The organism is Pseudomonas sp. HMWF032, from assembly GCF_003060885.1.
Taxonomy (GTDB): Bacteria; Pseudomonadota; Gammaproteobacteria; order Pseudomonadales; family Pseudomonadaceae; genus Aquipseudomonas.
Window position 1 is genome coordinate 186290 of sequence record NZ_QAIG01000006.1, and the last position, 17049, is coordinate 203338.

Annotated in this window: 13 protein-coding genes; 5 read left to right on the top strand and 8 right to left on the bottom strand. The window is 60.2% G+C overall.

Translation table 11 applies throughout. The annotated features are described in order from the left end of the window. Positions 1-34: 34 nt before the first annotated feature. The 3 genes from DBR00_RS10730 (at position 35) to DBR00_RS10740 (ending at position 3330) form a co-directional block, all read left to right on the top strand. A complete protein-coding gene (locus tag DBR00_RS10730) occupies positions 35-697 on the top strand; it encodes an endonuclease/exonuclease/phosphatase family protein (protein WP_108489769.1) in 663 nt (220 codons plus the stop codon). A 76-nt stretch (positions 698-773) separates the two neighbouring features. Further along, the gene (gene tssI, locus DBR00_RS10735; protein ID WP_108538057.1) at positions 774-2780 is read left to right on the top strand and encodes a type VI secretion system tip protein VgrG; all 2007 of its coding nucleotides are present in this window, start codon (positions 774-776) and stop codon (positions 2778-2780) included. A 7-nt stretch (positions 2781-2787) separates the two neighbouring features. Beyond that, entirely contained in the window at positions 2788-3330 is a 543-nt protein-coding gene (locus DBR00_RS10740) for a toxin-antitoxin system YwqK family antitoxin (RefSeq protein ID WP_108486359.1), read from the top strand. Between the two features lie 58 nt (positions 3331-3388). On the opposite strand, the gene DBR00_RS10745 is transcribed toward DBR00_RS10740, so the two are convergent. From DBR00_RS10745 to DBR00_RS10785, 8 genes are all read right to left on the bottom strand, one after another. Continuing rightward, entirely contained in the window at positions 3389-3781 is a 393-nt protein-coding gene (locus DBR00_RS10745; protein WP_108486361.1) for a DUF4280 domain-containing protein, read from the bottom strand. A 366-nt stretch (positions 3782-4147) separates the two neighbouring features. Further along, complete coding sequence (locus DBR00_RS10750; RefSeq protein ID WP_108486358.1) at positions 4148-5236, bottom strand: PotD/PotF family extracellular solute-binding protein; 1089 nt, start codon at positions 5234-5236, stop codon at positions 4148-4150. Between the two features lie 320 nt (positions 5237-5556). Then, entirely contained in the window at positions 5557-7512 is a 1956-nt protein-coding gene (locus tag DBR00_RS10760) for a PhoX family phosphatase (RefSeq protein ID WP_108486356.1), read from the bottom strand. 76 nt (positions 7513-7588) lie between these two features. After that, positions 7589-8377 carry an energy transducer TonB gene (locus tag DBR00_RS10765; protein ID WP_256582985.1) on the bottom strand — a complete coding sequence of 263 codons (789 nt, stop codon included), beginning with the start codon at positions 8375-8377 and terminating at the stop codon, positions 7589-7591. Positions 8378-8388: 11 nt separating this feature from the next. Beyond that, entirely contained in the window at positions 8389-8832 is a 444-nt protein-coding gene (gene tolR, locus DBR00_RS10770; RefSeq protein ID WP_108486354.1) for a protein TolR, read from the bottom strand. Positions 8833-8842: 10 nt separating this feature from the next. Further along, positions 8843-9553 carry a protein TolQ gene (gene tolQ, locus DBR00_RS10775; protein ID WP_108486353.1) on the bottom strand — a complete coding sequence of 237 codons (711 nt, stop codon included), beginning with the start codon at positions 9551-9553 and terminating at the stop codon, positions 8843-8845. A gap of 86 nt (positions 9554-9639) precedes the next feature. After that, a complete protein-coding gene (locus DBR00_RS10780) occupies positions 9640-11565 on the bottom strand; it encodes a phytase (RefSeq protein WP_108486352.1) in 1926 nt (641 codons plus the stop codon). Positions 11566-11636: 71 nt separating this feature from the next. Continuing rightward, on the bottom strand, positions 11637-14144 hold the full coding sequence (locus tag DBR00_RS10785; protein ID WP_108486351.1) for a TonB-dependent receptor: 2508 nt from the start codon (positions 14142-14144) through the stop codon (positions 11637-11639). A gap of 401 nt (positions 14145-14545) precedes the next feature. Here DBR00_RS10785 and DBR00_RS10790 point away from each other — a divergent pair, with 401 nt between their 5' ends. Both DBR00_RS10790 and DBR00_RS10795 read left to right on the top strand, forming a co-directional pair. Next, positions 14546-15463 (top strand): GGDEF domain-containing protein, encoded by a 918-nt coding sequence (locus tag DBR00_RS10790; RefSeq protein ID WP_108486350.1) that lies wholly within the window; start codon positions 14546-14548, stop codon positions 15461-15463. Between the two features lie 10 nt (positions 15464-15473). After that, positions 15474-16511 (top strand): AraC family transcriptional regulator, encoded by a 1038-nt coding sequence (locus tag DBR00_RS10795; RefSeq protein WP_108486349.1) that lies wholly within the window; start codon positions 15474-15476, stop codon positions 16509-16511. The last annotated feature ends 538 nt before the right edge of the window (positions 16512-17049 follow it).

The following is a 17049-nucleotide window of genomic DNA, read 5'->3' on the forward strand; positions in this document are numbered from 1 at the left end:
AGCGCTAAAGCGCTGCGGGCAGAGGAGGGAATAATTGCTAAAGTGCGTAACATGGAATATGCAGGGCGGCACTGGGGCAAACTCAATAGTGGAGCAACTAATCCAGCGCGACGGGGCTGATGTTGTTTTTCTTCAAGAGTCTGCAGAAAGAGGAGATGCCATTGGTAATATTTACGACTACGTGGGTAACTCTGGGCGCGGTGAAAACAAGGTTCACTATGAAGGATCCAGGATGCGCTGGCATGGCGGGTACCAGGGCGCAACATCAATAGTATTGAAGCAGGGTCTAGGCGCAACTATTTCTGGCACCATACCCCATCCGACAGGAGATGGCCGCGGAGTTCTTTATACGACAATTCCACGAGCCGGAATGGCGATATACCTTTGTTCTATACATGCTTGGTCGCCATCAGGAAATGACTGGGACAAAGTCGCTGGATGTTTACTTGATGAGATAGTCAATCTCGCTGGTAACAATCCGGTGATAGCTGGTGGTGACTTCAATAAGGCAGCTGGACGAGAGAAGAATATAGGTTCGTGGGAGTTGGCTGGTGGCTCGCAAATGTCTGGAGGAACTCTTGACGGCTTCTGGCTATACAATCTCCCTCAGAATGGTTACGGGGACGTGAATTCTGTCGGCGTTTATAACTCAAAAAAAGGTGACCACTTTCCCGTCTGGATGCAAATTAATCTTTGAATATATTGAGAATAGAAACTGTAGGGAAGGCTTACTAATGACGCTCCACGCTTAACGATTGGCCCATGAGGTTCTAATGCCCCGCCCCACCGACACCAATACCAGCCTCTCCATCAGCGCCTCGGCACTGACGAATCTTTATCCCCAGACGCTTTCCGGGGACGAGGCGTTGAACGAGCTGGGCAGCCTGACCCTCAATGGCGATAGCGCCACCGCGCTGACGTTGAGCAATGTCGTGGCAACGCATATCACTGCCACCCTCCACAACGACGCCAACCAGCGCCCGCTCGACGCCCTGGTCGCGGAGATCCGCCAGCTCCCCGCCGATGCCACCGCCGACCGCTATCAGGTGGTGCTACGCCCCTGGCTCTGGTGGCTGACCCTGGCCAGCAACAACCGGGTGTTCCAGAACCTGTCCACCAGCGACATCGTCACCACGATCTTCAAGGCCCATGGCTTCACCGACTTCAAGCTGTCGCTCTCCGGCAGCTACGAGCCGCGCGAGTATTGCGTGCAGTACGGCGAAACCGACTTCGCCTTCGTTTCGCGACTGCTGGAGGAGGAAGGCATCTTCTGGTTCTTCACCCACGAGGCCGGCAAACACACGCTGGTGCTAGGCGACAGCAGTGATGCCTTTGTGCAGATTCCCAATGGGCCGAAGGTGCCCTACCTGGGCCAGGGCATCGGCGTGCGTGAGCTGCACGGCATTCGCTCGGCGCAGTACAGCGTGCAGGCGGTGAGCGGGGTGTACAGCGCCACGGACTATGCCTTCACCACCCCCACCACCTCGCTCTACAGCAAGGCCGAGGCGGTGGCCGGGCCGCTGTCGATGTACGAGCACCCGGGCGGCTACATCGCCAAGGCGCGCGGCGATGCGTTGACCAAGCAGCGCGTGGACGGGCTGCGCAGCCAGGAGAAGCGCCTGATCGGCGAGAGCGACTGCCGCTGGCTGGTGCCCGGTCACTGGTTCACCCTCACCGGGCATGACGACGCCAGCCTCAACATCGACTGGGTGGTGACCGCAGTCACCCATGACGCCAGCCACGAGCACTACCGCAACCGCTTCGAGGCCATCCCCAAGGCCACCGCCTACCGCCCGCCCCGGCTCACGCCCAAGCCGCGCATGCACACCCAGACCGCGCAGGTGGTGGGCAAGTCCGGCGAGGAAATCTGGACCGACCAGTACGGCCGCATCAAGATCCAGTTCCCCTGGGACCGCGACGGCAAGAACGACGAAACCTCGTCCTGCTGGGTGCGCGTGGTACTGCCCTGGAGCGGCAAGGGCTTCGGCATTCAGTTCATCCCGCGCATTGGCCAGGAGGTGATCGTCACCTTCATCGACGGCGACCCGGATCGCCCGCTGGTCACCGGCTGCGTCTACAACGGCGACAACACCCTGCCCTTCGCCCTGCCGGACAACCAGACCCAATCCGGCATCAAGACCAATTCCTCCAAGGGCGGTGGCGGCTTCAACGAGCTGCGCTTCGAAGACAAGAAGGACGCCGAGGAAGTCTTCCTCCAGGCGCAGAAGGACATGAAGATCAACGTGCTCAACGACAGCACCGCGACCATCGGCCACGACGAAACCCTCACGGTGCAGAACGCCCGCACCCGTACGGTAAAGGAAGGCGACGAAACCATCACCCTGGAAAAGGGCAAGCGCACGGTGACCATCCAGACCGGCAGCGACACCCTCGACGTGAAGGACAGCCGCACCGTCAGCGTCGGTGCCGACCAGACCCACAGCACCGGCGGCAACTACAGCCACACCGTCAGCGGCAACTACGAGCTGACCGTGGACGGCAACCTCACCATCAAGGTAACTGGCACCCTCACCTTGCAGAGCAGCGGCGACCTCACCGCCAAGAGCGACAAGAACCTCACCACCCAGGCCGGCATGGCCCTTACCGACAAGGCCGGCACCTCGCTCACCAACCAGGCCGGCACCTCCCTGGACAACAAGGCCGGCACCACCCTGACCAACGACGCCGGCGTCAGCCTCACCAACAAGGCCGCCGCCGAACAGACCGTGGATGGCGGCGGCATGCTGACCATCAAGGGCGGCCTGGTGAAGGTCAACTGAGGCGCCCATGGCCAACGGTAATCTCGACCTCACCCGGGGTGACAGCCGCCTCCAGGGTAAATTGCAGGACGGTGCCCTCGATGGCCCGGTGCGCATCCAGGAAGCTGGCCGCCCGCAGGCCCAGCTTGGCTACGCCAATGGTGTGCTACACGGCCCCAGCATCCTCTACCACCCCAACGGCCAGGTATCGGCACACCTGCCCTACGCCGACGGGCGCTTGCATGGCGTGGCTCAATACTTTGCCGCCGAAGGCTGGCTACAGCGCAAGGTCGCCTACCGCCAGGGATTGATCCATGGAGAGGCCAGTAGCTATTACCCGGATGGCCGCCTGGCCGAACTTGAACACTACCGTGACGGCGTGCGTGACGGTCTTTATCAGCGCTTCCATGGCAACGGCCAGTTATCGCATCGCAGTCGCTACCTCAACGGCAAACCAATGGACGAAGGCCAGGGCTTCGCCGAAGACGGCCGCCCACTGGACGCAGAAGGTAAGCCCATCTCGCGACTACGCTGGTGGTGGAGGCGATGGAACGAATCGGCCGAGACCTAATAGGCGAAAGGCCATCTGCGTTGGCGTCGCTGCCTCGCTAACGTTTTCCAACGGTTTACTAGGGAATCAGCATCTGCATCTGACCGGGCATGACTATCTTGATCACCCCGGCCCAGTTGCACATCAGCGAGCAGTTGGCATCCAACGAAGGCATATTGCCCAGCAACATGGTCGGCGCACCAGGTATCCAGGGCGTTGCCGTAGCCGGTATACAAGGCATGGGAGTCAGCACCCCAAGTGCCGCTGCAGTGGCAGCCGCCACCATCGGATTGGCCAAACTCTGGCACATGCCAAAGGGCATGATGTTCACCAGAGGGATGTGATCCATGATATTCGCCGCCGGCATGCCTGTCGTCAGTGTGCGGTTCATCGGCAACACGTTCAACACACTCGGGGCAACGCCAAAACTGCACTGCAATGTCGCACCACTGCATACCTGCGGGCAGCCCATCTGCACCCCCGATTAAGGCAACTAGCTAAGAAGATGAACTGCAGATTTAGTCAAATGGCCAACGTGGGTCAACACCCAATTTACATAATCAAAAAGCCTACTTTCAGGCACAGGCTTACACACGCTGGCAGCGATCCCCTCTCTGTGACCATAGCCGTAGAACCTCATCTAATCACATCAACTGAAGCGCAGGACGCGCTCAGGATCACGGATGATCGACCATAGCCAGGATGGCTATCGACAGGATGCTGGAATGGTCTTGAAAAACCGCTTAGGCGGTTTTTTGGTTTTTCCTCAACGTCATGATGTAGCAGATTGGCGTAAGCCCCCCTGCTCGCGAACTGAATAAACGTAAGGCCATATCGTTCATTGGGCTGGCGAACGCGCCTGCATGGCCTGCATGGACATCTTTAGCATCAGGTTATTTGCGGTTCGGTCATAGGCAGGCCATAAGCGTTCTGCGCTAAAAAGCTCGGGATTGGCGGTAAGCATCGGGTTATCCACACTGGAGACCACCGCCACCATGTTCAGCTCCGTTACCACTCGGTGCTGCACCTCCTCGGAGAGAAAGTGGTCTATCACCAGATAGGCGGCCCGCAGCTTTTCACCACTGACGCCTTTGGCAATGTTCATGGTGTCCAACCAGGCAGTATCGCCTTCGGCAAACTCTACCCGCTGCCAGTCCTCACCACGTGCGCGCTGGGCTGCTATTTCTGGGCCGTAGCTGGCGACTAACAATTGCTCGTCGCGAAACTGCGGAGCGCTTACCCAAAATTCGTCGACCTGTGCATACAGGCGATCAAGGAAATCTTGCGCTGGGCTGTCCGCTGCAGCAAACAGCTTGGCGTCTTTGCGTTTACCGCTGCGCATCAGGTCGTGCAGCAGAAAGGGCGACTCACCCAGAGCGAGAAAGGCCATGGCGATGTTGGGCTGCACCTGGCCGCTGGTGAGCGCCAGCTTACCCTTCCAGCGTGGCTGCAACAGATCGCTCAGGTGCCTTGGCAATTCGTCCTTGCTGAGTTTTTGCATATTTGCCCAGATGCCGTAAGTACCCCCGCCGAAGGGCACGTAAAGTAGGCGCTCGCCATCCATCCCCATGTCCAGATGAGCCAGTTGCGGCAATAGCTGTTTGAAACGGCTCAAGCGCGTGGAGTCGATTGCCTGCAACAAGCCAGTCATTCGGCCTTGCTGCATTTTCAGGTAGTTGAGGGTAAGGAAACTCAGGTCGGCTCTGCCGGCGCGCAGCAGCATGAACATCTGTTCAGGGCCTTCGGCGTAGGGGGCGATGACTTCAGCTTTCACTGCGAGCCCATGCTCGGCCAGGCTGCGGTTAATAGCCACCAGGTCCTCGGCGCTGACATAACCCTCCCAGGCGAGGATACGCAGGGTCTGTTCAGCCACGGCGCACTGCACCATACCTAGAGTTAGCCACAGAGCAGCCATCAGCTTGAGCATGGACGATCCTAAAATGCAGGAAGTGTTTTGATACTAGGTGATAGTGAGGCTACCTGCCTACCACCTGACCAAAGGAGTGAATCGTCCAAATTTTGTAGGCAAGTGACTGTCCGTATATGGACGCCACCTTATTGCAAGCTTCCTCACTTTGGTGCCCGTACCGACTGCGTAGGTATAGTCGGCCTTATATATCTGCATCGTTTCGATGGGAACCATCGATGGGCTATTCGGGCGCTGGCGCCCAATCGCGTCCAAGAGCTTCTCGCGGATGGACATCTGAGTGGTTTCCAGCGCCGGTTCGACCGGTTTATCGTCCCCGCTTAGCTGCCAATCACCCCGCCGTCATTTTTGGTGATCAGCACCGTAGTAGAGCGCGGCCGGGTTTGGCCGTCGCTGGCCGGGTAGCTGATACCAGGGTGCTGCACATTCGCCCACATCGCCTTGCCATCCGGACTCCAGGCCAAGCCGGTGATTTCGCAGCCGCGCGGGCCGACCAGAAAACGTCTGACCTCACGGGTGCTCGGATCAGCACACAGAAGCTGGTTGCAGCCCATGCTCTGCATCGCCGCTTCATCGTCGCCGTAGTCGGTCTGAATCCAGAGGCGGCCGTGGCTGTCGAAGGCCAGCCCATCGGGTGAGGAAAAGATGTCGCCATTGATGGTGCCAGTAAGGTTGGCGGGCACCACGTTGCCGTTGGCATCCTTGGTGCCTTTCTGCTCGCCCGCCAGCAGGAACAGCTCCCAGGTGAAGGTTTCAGCGCTGGGGTCGGCGTCCTGCTCCTTGAAACGCAGAATTTGCCCATGCAGGTTCTGCGGACGCGGGTTGGCTTTGTCGGTGGCTTGTTTGTCGCCGCGACCATCGTTATTGGTCAGGGCCACATACACCTCACGGCTGGCAGGATGCACGGCCGCCCACTCGGGGCGATCCATCGGCGTTGCGCCGACCAGGTCCGCCGCAGCGCGAGCGTTAAGCAGCACTTCGGCCTGGCTGGCAAACCCGCTGGCGCTGGTCAGGCCGTTTTGCCCATGCACCAGCGCCAGCCACTGACCGGAGCCATCAACATCGAAACGCGCGACATAAAGAGTGCCTTCATCCAGCAGGGTGCGGCTGGTCTTGGGGTTGGCTGCATCAAAACGCCCGCTAGGGACGAATTTGTAGACGTACTCGCCCTTGGCATCGTCGCCAGAGTAGAACGCCATACGGCCGTCATCGCCCAGGCTCAGGGCCGCACATTCGCGGCTAAAACGACCGAAAGCGGTGCGTTTGACCGGCTGCGCCTGTGGGTCGAAAGGGTCAATTTCCACCACCCAGCCAAAGCGATGCGGCTCGTTGACGTAACCGCCGTGGGCTTGCGTTGGATCCGGGCTGGCATTGAAGCGCGGATCGGCGGTCTCCCAGGCGTAGTTCTTACTGGTGCCTTCTTTGGACAGACCATAGCGTTTGTGCGACACGCGGCTGGCGTAGTCGGCCTGATCACGGTTGATGAAGTAGTTGTGCCAGTTTTCCTCGCAGGTGAGGAAGGTGCCCCAGGGCGTGATGCCCGTGGCGCAGTTGTTGATCGTGCCGAGCACTTCAAGGCCTGTTGGGTCGGCGACGGTTTGCATCAGTTCATGCCCGGCCAGCGGACCGGCAATGCGCATGCTGGTCAGGGCGCTAATGCGGCGGTTATAGGGCGAATCCATAACCCGCTGCCACTGCCCGTTGGCGGCCTTTTTCACTTCGATAACCGACACGCCATGGGCGGCTTGTTCCTTGCGCACTTCGCTTAGCGGCCGAGGCTTGCTCTGGTCGATCAGGTTGCCGGGATGCAGCGGCGGGTTGACATATTCGTGGTTCATGACCAGCAGACCACGGTCTGTTTCGCCGTCAAAGGCGAAAAAATCCATGCCATCGTGGTTGTCGCCGGCTTGCTTGAGCTGCGCCTGCCAATCGTCGCTGGCATCCGGGTTCCAGTGCGGCGCGCCGGCCTCGACCGGGTCACCCCAGGAGAAGAACGGCATGGCGCTATAGCCTTCGGCGACCAGCACGCGGTCGAATTGCGGGTCGATCTGCACTGGCACGCCCTTGAAGCCCAGCAGCGGGCTGCCCCCGACACTGCGGCAGGCACTGATGCCGCCGGCGAAGAAACCGAGCGCGGCAAGGGTGAGCCCGCCCTTGAGCACATTGCGCCGCGCAGGGTTTAGCAAATCGCTCAGCGCCGAGTTGGCACTGGGGTTGATCGCTACATCGTCGTGGGCTTCAAGGCTGGCGTGAAACTGCTGGTGATTCTGGTTCATCACGGCTCTCGCAAAAAGCTGGCGCGCATCGGCCCGCGCTGCTCAACACAGAGCAGCCTGGACAGCGGGCCTGGGTTTATTCGATGCGGTAGTTAAAGGTGTTTTTCACATTGGGTACGGCAACGGCGCGGCCATCGATCACCCGCGGTTGGTAACGAAAGCTCTGTGCAGCGGCCAATGAGGGGCGGATGAACAAGGGATGGCAAGCACCCACCACCTCAGGCTGCTCTACCCGACCCTGGGCATTAACCGTGTAGCTGACCGTGCATTCGCCCTCGATGCCCTTGTCCAGCGCGCGCTGCGGATAAGTCGGTGCCTGCTTGGCAATCGGCAGATACTGACGACTGGCAGCAGCAGCTTGTGCCTGCCGCGCCTGTTCGGCAGCCGCATCGGCGGCCTGTTGACGTTGCTGCGCGGCAAGCTGTTCGGCGTCTTGGCGTTGTTGTGCCTGCTCGCGCTCTTGCTGTTCTTGCCGAGCCTGCTCCTGACGCTGGTGCGCTAACCGCTGGCGTTCCTGCTCAAGCCTCTTCTGCTCCACGCGCTTGCGCGCCAAGGCTGCTTGCTCCAGATTCTGCTGGGCGAGCCGTGGCTCGACCTGCGGCTCCACCGGCACGCGCACTTCCGGCGTCGGGGCTACGACAGGCACGGTCGGCGGGACTTCCACCACCGGCACAGGGGGCGGCAAGCTGAGCAACTGCATACTGATAGTGTTGATGCTTGGCGCAGGCGGTTTTTCCACCGGCCAGTTGGCCAGCAACAACGCCAGCACCAAACCATGCAGGGCCAGGGTCAGTAGCGCAGCCTGGGCATTACGCAGGCGCGAGATTGGCAATCTGGGCCAGGCAACAGAAGCGGGATTGTCCATCAGCGCGCTGCTCACTGCGGGGTCTCAGTGATCAGGCCGAGGTTACTCACCCCGCCCTTCTGCAAGGCGGCGATACCGGCGACCACGGTGGCGTAGTCGACAGCCTGGTCGGCGCGGATATACACCTGGGTGTCGCCGCGCTCGGCGATGATCTGCGTGACCTGAGCGGTCATTTCCTCCAGGCCCACGGTGCGGTCGGTCTGCTGTTCGGTGTTCAGCTCGCTGCCCAGGTTCCAGTAATAGCCACCGTCCGCCTGCACCGAGAGCGTAAGGATCTGCTGTTGGGTATCGGTGGGCAACGCTTCACTGGCGACCTTTGGCAACTCGACCTTGACACCCTGGGTAAGCATCGGCGCGGTGACCATAAAGATCACCAGCAGCACCAGCATCACGTCGATGTAAGGCACCACGTTCATCTCGGCCTTGGGCGCGTGTTTATTGATCGGCTTGCGCATGACGGGTTCCTCAGGCGACGGCGCTGACGTGGCTGCTGGCGGCGTGTAGCTTGCGGTGCAGCCGCGCCTGCAATTCGTTGCCAAAGCCGTAGTAGCGCGTGGTCAGGGTGGCCACACGGGCGCTGAAGCGGTTGTAGGCGATCACTGCAGGAATCGCTGCAAACAAGCCGATAGCCGTGGCGATCAGCGCTTCGGCGATACCTGGGGCGACCGTGGAGAGCGTCGCCTGCTGCACCTGTGACAGGCCGATAAAGGAATTCATGATCCCCCACACGGTGCCGAACAGGCCGATATAAGGGCTGACCGAACCGACCGTGGCAAGAAACGGCAGCCCCTTTTCCAGGCGTTCTTCCTGCTCGCTGATGGCCACCAGCAGCGAGCGCTCGACGCCGTCGATCACCAGTTCACCGGCAATCCCCGGCTCGCGCTTGAGCTGGACATACTCGTGGTAACCGGCCTGGAAGATGCGCTGCAAGCCGGCATCCTCATCCACCCCATCGCTACCTTCGCGATACAGCTGAGCCAGATCGTGGCCACTGCGAAAACGCAGTTGAAAGTCTTTCATCAGGCGCTCGTTACGGCGCAATACGGCACTGCGCTGAATGATCAGGTACCAACTAAGCAGCGAGGCCATCAACAGGGTCAGCATGACCGCCTGCACCAGCAGACTGGCATCACTGATCAGGCTCCAGACGGTCATCTGTTCGAGGGGGTTGTGCATGGGTGTCTCCTTGCATCGCGCGCCGAGGAAAGCCCTCGCCACTATTCGATTACGTTTGTGTTGCCGATTGATGACGACAGCGCGGGCTATTCCAGGCCGAGGGCTTTAGCCACGGCGGTCCAGGGCAGGTACTTGTAGTTCTGCCGGTCTTCGGGCATACGCTTGCGACCGTCCTGTACCACCAGCATGCCGGCGCTCCAGATGCCGCCGAGGTTGGCCGAAGTAACGTCCAGGCCATCGGTTTCCGAGGCGCCGTCGATACCTTGTTGCGCGTTCAACCCGATGCGGAACGCACCGCGCACGGCATAGGGCGCAGTGGCATCAAGCACCACGTAGCTGTCGTTGCCCTGGCTGGAAATCACCAGGTAGTTGCGGGTCGCGCCTTGATAAATAGCCAGGCCTTCGATGTCGTCGTGGACCACATTGCCGGACGCAATCACCTGTTCAAGCCGGGTCGGCGCATCGGCGCGAGCGTCCAGCGTCCAGACGGCGACATCCTCTTCGCCGACGAACAGGCGCTGGTTGCGGTCATCGGCGACGCAGGCTTCTGGCTGGCTCTCAACCTTGAACTGGCGCACCAGTTCACCCTTGATCTGCTCAGCGTCCGCACTCAAGCGGTACTGCAGAAAGGTGCCGTCCTTGGCATTGGGAATTGCATAAATCGCCCCGCCGGCGTCCTTGAACATGCACAGACCGTAAATCTCTTTGAGCGGTGTTGGCAGCTGGCCCAGGTTGCGCAACTCGCCGCTGCTGCGGTCGATGGCAAATAACTGCAGGCTGTTGTGGTCACGGTTGCTGGCCACGGCCAGATCGACCAGTTGGCCATTAAGGTCGAAGCCTGCGCGCACATCGACGTTGTTCAAGCGCCCAACGCGCAGGTCCTGCAATTGCTTGCCAGCCAGGTCATAGGCCAACAGGCCGCCCTGCTTGTCGGTGCCGAGCACGCGGCTTTTGCGCGGGTCACTCGGGTGTACCCAGATCGCCGGGTCATCGGCGGCATCGCCCAAACTCGGTACCGGATCGGTTTGCACCTGCACCGGCAGAATCGGCAGCGCCGCCTGCGGCTCAGGGGCTTGCGCCTGCCAGGCCAGCTGACCGTGCTGCAGGCCATCGTCATCGCGCACCAGCAGTTCCAGGCCGCCCGCAACCGTGCGCACGCTGAGGCCTTCCGGCTCATTCAGCTTACCCAAAGGCAGCACCGGCTGAGCCTGCCAGCCCTTTTCGCCTCGCTGATAGCGGTGCAGGCTGTTGCGTTCCGGATCCAGCGCCAGCACTCCACCTGGCACCACGGCCATACCAGCGAGCGCCTTGCCGATATCACCGAACGGCTGCACCAAGCCTACCGGTTCGCGTACCAGATCAGCCTCGGCATGGGCGGCGTAGGCCCACAGACCGACGCCCTCCTCGTTGACATACAGGCGCTCGGCCAGATCATCGACCTGGCAGTGCTCGCTGGCCGGCGGCAGGCTCATGCCGCGCACGCGCTTGGGCGTTGCCAGCGGCACTTCGTCCTGGGCGACCAGCCACTGCTCGCCGATCCCTTCCTCACCGACCAGAAAGACAAACGCATTGCTCGCAGCATCGCGGTACAGGCACAGGCCATCGATTTTGTAGTTCGGGCGCGGCAGGTACAGCGGCTCTCCCCAGCGCTGGTCTGCCAGGTTGACCAGCATCGCCTGTTGACGGTCGACATCCAGGGCCGCCACCAGCAAGCCACGCGGGCCAACGCGATGATCGATGCTAGCAAAGGTGCCGGGTAGTTGGCTCAGGGTCGCGCCTTGGCCATCAAGTACGAACAGGCCCTGCTTCTCACTGCTTTGCAGACGTTCAGCGCCGGGCCAGAAGCTATCGCTGGCCAACCATTGCGCCGCCTCAACCGATTTCATGCTCGGGCTGGCAAGCGCCTGCAGGTTCAAAGCTGCAGCAGGTTTATCGGTCACCGTGCTCTGGCAGGCGCTCAAGGCGATCAGACTGGCGAGCAACAGGTTTCTCTTAACAAACGAAAGGGGCATACGGGCAAATCCTTACTGAAAACTTAACCGCCAACCGGGCACGACCATGGCGCACCCAGCCGACACACAGGTCAGAAGTGGGTGAAGGTCAGGCCGAGCTTGTAGGTCGGGCCGTACTCTTCGTACTGGGCGTTGAAGTCGCGGCGGCCGCTGTAAACGTAGTAGGACTCATCCGTCAGGTTCTGCGCCTGGAAGGTCAGCTGCAGCGCAGGGGTGAGGAAGTAACCGGCGCTGAAGTCGACAAACAGCTGCTCATCGGCGTAGAGGTCATGGGCCTTGTCGTCGATGGCGGCCACTTCGGCCAGGTACTCGGACTTGTAGTTGGCGGACAGACGCAGGCTGAGCTTGTCGTCTTCCCAGCCGAACATCAGGTTGCCGACCGTTTCCGACTGATTCGGCAGGTCGATGTCACGGCTCAGGCCCTGCGCTTCGATGCTCGCATCGGAGCGGCTGAAGGTGGCGTTAGCGCCCATCAACAGGCCGTTCCAAGGGGCGGGCAACCAGTCAAATTTCTGCGAATAGGCCAGTTCCAGGCCGTACAGCTCGGCGCTGTCGCCATTGGCGAAGGTCAAGGCTTCATCGAAGGCCAACCATTCGCCGGTGCCGGCCAGGTCGGTGTTGTAGACGAAGCTGTCGATGTCTTTGTAGAACACGAAGGCCGAAACCACGCCCGCACGGCCCATGTAGTGCTCAATGCCAAGGTCGAGGTTCATCGACTCCAGCGGGTCGAGATCCGGGTTACCAAAGCTGGCATCAGCGCCATCGATGACAAAGCCCGGTGCCAGTTGGCCAAAGGTCGGCCGCACCACGGTGTTGGTCCAGGCGGCACGCACTTGCGTGCTGGCATTCAACTGATAGCGCGCATGCAGGCCTGGCAGCCAGTGCTCGTAACGTGTGTCGCTTTGGGTCGCCTCGTATTCGCCATCGCGAATGCCGGTGCCTTTGGCATCAAACTCGGTGCCCTCGTAACGCATACCCGCGATAAAGCGCCAGTCGTCAACGTCGAGGCTGTTCATCAGGTAAGCGGCGTTGATGTCTTCGCTCATCTCGAAGTCATTCACCCGCGACTCTTCTTCGTTATAGAAGTCGGCCTTGTTCAAGCCGCCGAGCAGGCGTTCGATGGCCTTGTCGCTGATACCGGGACCGAAGCGGCCGAGGCCGTAATCCACCGAGCCTTTGCTGAACTGACTGAGATTGAGTTGAGCGTCCGAAAGGCCAAAGGTGTCGAAGTCCTCATAGCTCCAGGCTTCCAGGTCGTTGTCCTTTTCCCGGCGGCTGAGCTTGCCACCGAATTTGACCTGGGAGGCATAACCGTTGAGGTCGTAGTCACGCGCCAGATCGAGTTTGATGTTCTGCTCGGTGTCGGTGGTCTTCTGCTTTTCCCAATCGACGCTGTCGAGGGTGAAGTTGCTGGGGTCATAAAACGCCGAGTCAATGCTCAGGCGCGGCTTCTTGGTGTCGCCAAAGCCGGCGTCGGTGAAGTCGTCGTTGCCGTCGAAGGTCGCGCCGGCAATGCCTTCCGGGCTGTCTTCGCTGGAGCGGCTGTAGCCAGCCTGGGCGCCGACCGTCCACAGGCCAAGCACGCGTTCACCACCGAGCACATAGGACTGCACCTCTTGGGTTTCCTCACGGCTTTTCAGCTCGCGATAGCCTTCGGCATCGCCCCGTTCACCGGCCAACTGGGCATCGGCAAACTTGACCCCGGCGGCATTGCGCGTTTCAGTGTCCTTGTAGCGGCTGTAGAGGGTGCGCAGGTAATAGCTGGAGAGGTCATCGGGTTTGTAGTCGAAGTTCAAGCCAAAGCCCGTGCGCTCGCGAGTGATTTCGTAATCGCGCTGCTCCAGCTCTTCCAGCCGAGCGCCATTATCAAAGTCCCAGGCGCCGCCAGTCTCAACGTTGTCCGACCCAAAGTCGCGCTCCTGCCAGCTCAACGCGGCGGCCACGCCGAAGTTGTCGATACCGTCGCCCAGGCTGAAACGGTCGCTGATCGCGCCGGAAAATTTCGGGCTGGTTTGCTCGGTGTTCTCGTCGTAGCTGCCTTCGGCGCTGCCGGTGTAGAACAGACCTTCGTGATCAAAAGCCGACAGGCTCTCCACCTCCACGGTACCGCCAAGGGAATTGGCGTCCATGTCCGGGGTCAGCGACTTGACCACCGTCAGCGACTGCACCAGCTCCGAGGGCAATACATCCAGAGCCACGGCGCGACGGTCACTTTCCGGCGAGGGCACCAGGGTGCCGTTGATGGTCACGCTGTTCAGGTCCGGGCCAATACCGCGCACGCTGACAAAACGCCCCTCACCCTGATCGCGCTCAACCGACAAGCCTGGAATACGCTGCAGTGCTTCGGCGGCGTTGTCGTCCGGCAGCTGAGCGATGCCATCGGCGTGCACCACGCTCTCAACGTTGTCGGAACTGCGCTGCTCTTTCAGCGCCTTGTCGATGCTAACGGCCTGACCGACCACCTCGACGTATTCGGTGGCCGGTTCAGCCGCCATCAACTGGCTACTGGAAGCGATTGCCAGGGCCAATACGCTGATATGCAAACCCGAATTGCGAGCGGAACTGCTGCGAACCTTCATCACCTACCCTCCCCAAGATTGATCGCTGCCAGGCTGCAATGGCCGGGCTATTGGGGAGCGAAAGCTAGGCAGGAGTGATGACGCTTCTGTGACAACACATGCGGCAATACCGCTAAATCAGTGGGTTTCAGCGGGTTATTACACGCAATTGAGCTGAAATGACCGCAACGTCGCAGCCGAGCGGCCAACTACCCGCCAGGCCGGTACGCTGTTTAGCGCCCCCCTTCATTTATAGCGCGGCAGAAATGCGTCATCACGCACCGGCATAAACCGCCTGATCGCCATAAAGCTCAATTAACCGGCGAAGAACCCTGAGCCAATTTGACCTCCCCCATTGCAACCAAACCGTCATAAGCATCTGTTGTGCTGGCGGCCATTACTCTCTGCGGAGCCTATTGGCCATGCCGCCACTGCTGAAATTGCACGTATGGAAACTCACCGGCCTATTGCTGGCAGCCAACTTCGGCCTGCTCGCCTACCTCGGCGCTGGCACACTCAAAGCATTGGGCGAATGGAACTGGACTGATATCGGCGGTGAAGGCGGCTCGGCTTTGCTGGTGCTGGTGTGGATCGGCCTACTGCTGAAAAGTCGCCCGGCCGGGCAAGTCACTACTCTGCTGTTCTACGGCCTGGCATGCCTGTTCTTCTCGCTGTGGATGGATACCCTCGACGAGTTCGTGCAACTGTCGGAAAGCATCGCCTGGGACAAGTGGCTGGAGTCTGGCCCGATGCCCGTGGGGTTTATCCTGATGACACTGGGCATCTACCACTGGCACCGCGAACAGCTGGCCATCAGCGGACAAATGGAAAAGCGCGAGCGGCTGTTTCGCGAGCATCGCCTGTTCGACAAAGTCACCCCGCTGGGCGGAGCTGACTATCTGCGCCTGCAGTTGCAGCAAGCCTTGCAGGAGGCGCACAGCGAGCAACTGCCGCTGTCGCTGATGATCCTCGACCTGGACGATTTCAGCCGGGTCAATCGTGAATACGGCCACGCCGAGGGTGACCGCGTATTGCAGGTAGTGTCGCAGGTGATGGTGCTCAACCTGCGCCGCCAGGACCTGCTCTGTCGCTTAGCTGGCGACCGATTCGTCGTGCTGCTGCCCAATACCGGTGAACAACAAGCTCGGCATCAGTCTTTGGAGCTACAAGCTGCCATCCAACACCTTGCCTATAAAAGCCACCTGCATGGCGAACGGCTGCAACTGAGCGCCAGTGTCGCGGTTGTCATGGCGCAACAAGACAGTCCCGAGGGCTTGTTGCAGAGGTTAAATCTAGCGCTGGCGCGGGCAAAACAACCGCCCTTTATCAAGCGCGCCTGAGGCGGATGCCATGACCGTAAAAACTCCCTGGTACGAATGCGACAGCCGCTTTATTGCCGCCCATTACCAACCTGCGGCATTGATCGACTTGGCCATCAGCCGTGAGATCGATACCCATCGATTGTTGCGCGGCACCGGCTTGTTCTATGACGACATCCTGGCAGGCCAGATGCGCATCTGTCCGCAGCAATTCTTGGTACTGATCGATAACGCGCAACACCTGCTGGATGCCGACGACACCAGCTTCCTCTTCGGCCAGCGCCTGTTGCCTGGCCATTACGGCGCGGCCAGCCAGGCGCTGCAACAAGCTGGCAACCTGCAGCAGGCGCTAGAGCTGCTGATCGAGATGCGCGCGCTGTTCAGCCCGTTACTGGCGCCAAGGCTGTTGCTCGACGAACAACACGCCTACCTCTACTGGGTCGACAGCAGCGGTGCCGGACCGCACTGGCGTTTTCTGGTCGAAGCCTGCATGACGGCTGTGGTGGCGATGGCACGCTGGCTGTCCGGGCAAAAGCTGCCGTGGCGTTTCCACTTCGCCCACGCGCAGCCACGCTATATCGAGCAATATTGGGTGCACTTGGGCGAAGACGTGCATTTCGATAGCCAACTGGACATGCTGCGCCTGCCCCGCGAAGTCATGACCGCCGCTTGGCCCAACGCCGCACACACCGCCGGTGCGGTGGCCCGCCAGGAAGCTGCGCGGCAACTGCAGGGCCTTGGTTATCAAGCCAGCCTGCTGGACCGTTTATATGCCTGGCTGCAAGCCAACGTGCGTCAGTCACCGAGCCTGGAGCAGGCCGCGCACGCCTTCGAGATGAGCCCCGCGACCTTCAAACGCAAACTGCAGAAACACGGCACGCACTATCAGGAACAGCACGACCGTGTGCGCAAGCACGTGGCGCTCTACCTTTATCGGATCAAGGCGTACAGCAATGAGGAGATCGCCGACTTCCTGAGCTTTCACGACGCGACCAACTTCCGCCGCTCATTCAAACGCTGGACCGGGCTGTCCCCCAGCGCGCTGCGGCAGTTGTGTGAAGCAAGATAACCCAAATCCCTTAAGCCTCACTGAATCGACACCAATTCGCTGCCTGCTGACCGCGTGACGACCTCCGTCTGACGGCTATGTAACTCGCAGGCATTCATCCAGGTGGTGATGAAGACGAACGGGCCTTTCAAAAGTCCGTTTGTCACTGAGCTCAATGGAGTGTTTTCCTGCATTTGGAAGGACCTCTCCATCAACCCGGACAGCAAGAAGTAAAGGGTGGAATCTGGTTCGCGCAGAAGACGGAGCTGTTTTTGTTTTACGTAGCAACACCGAGATCGAGCGATTTTTTAGCTGCCGTAATGAGCTTACTCACAAACCGGCTTTATCAACAAAATCGACCGCCAACTGACGCTAGCCCCCTTCTATTACTTGCTTTTCAGACTGCACTATTCGCTGCACGGCACATCCCCATTCAGCCCAAAACTCGCGGCACCGCTAGCTATCACTGTTCCAAAATAGTGTGTGCCACATAGCCCTTTTCACCCCATTTAAATTGCTGTGCCATACGGGCCATAAAGGATTAATCGCGAGAATTCCA

Excerpts from the sequence above, each read along its gene's own strand:
- tolQ (WP_108486353.1), bottom strand. The coding sequence starts at position 9,553 with ATGCACAACCCCCTCGAACAGATGACCGTCTGGAGCCTGATCAGTGAT.
- DBR00_RS10760 (WP_108486356.1), bottom strand. The coding sequence starts at position 7,512 with ATGAACCAGAATCACCAGCAGTTTCACGCCAGCCTTGAAGCCCACGAC.
- tssI (WP_108538057.1), top strand. The coding sequence starts at position 774 with ATGCCCCGCCCCACCGACACCAATACCAGCCTCTCCATCAGCGCCTCG.
- DBR00_RS10795 (WP_108486349.1), top strand. The coding sequence starts at position 15,474 with ATGACCGTAAAAACTCCCTGGTACGAATGCGACAGCCGCTTTATTGCC.
- DBR00_RS10745 (WP_108486361.1), bottom strand. The coding sequence starts at position 3,781 with ATGGGCTGCCCGCAGGTATGCAGTGGTGCGACATTGCAGTGCAGTTTT.
- DBR00_RS10780 (WP_108486352.1), bottom strand. The coding sequence starts at position 11,565 with ATGCCCCTTTCGTTTGTTAAGAGAAACCTGTTGCTCGCCAGTCTGATC.
- DBR00_RS10785 (WP_108486351.1), bottom strand. The coding sequence starts at position 14,144 with ATGAAGGTTCGCAGCAGTTCCGCTCGCAATTCGGGTTTGCATATCAGC.
- DBR00_RS10790 (WP_108486350.1), top strand. The coding sequence starts at position 14,546 with ATGCCGCCACTGCTGAAATTGCACGTATGGAAACTCACCGGCCTATTG.
- DBR00_RS10740 (WP_108486359.1), top strand. The coding sequence starts at position 2,788 with ATGGCCAACGGTAATCTCGACCTCACCCGGGGTGACAGCCGCCTCCAG.
- DBR00_RS10750 (WP_108486358.1), bottom strand. The coding sequence starts at position 5,236 with ATGCTCAAGCTGATGGCTGCTCTGTGGCTAACTCTAGGTATGGTGCAG.
- DBR00_RS10765 (WP_256582985.1), bottom strand. The coding sequence starts at position 8,377 with ATGGACAATCCCGCTTCTGTTGCCTGGCCCAGATTGCCAATCTCGCGC.
- tolR (WP_108486354.1), bottom strand. The coding sequence starts at position 8,832 with ATGCGCAAGCCGATCAATAAACACGCGCCCAAGGCCGAGATGAACGTG.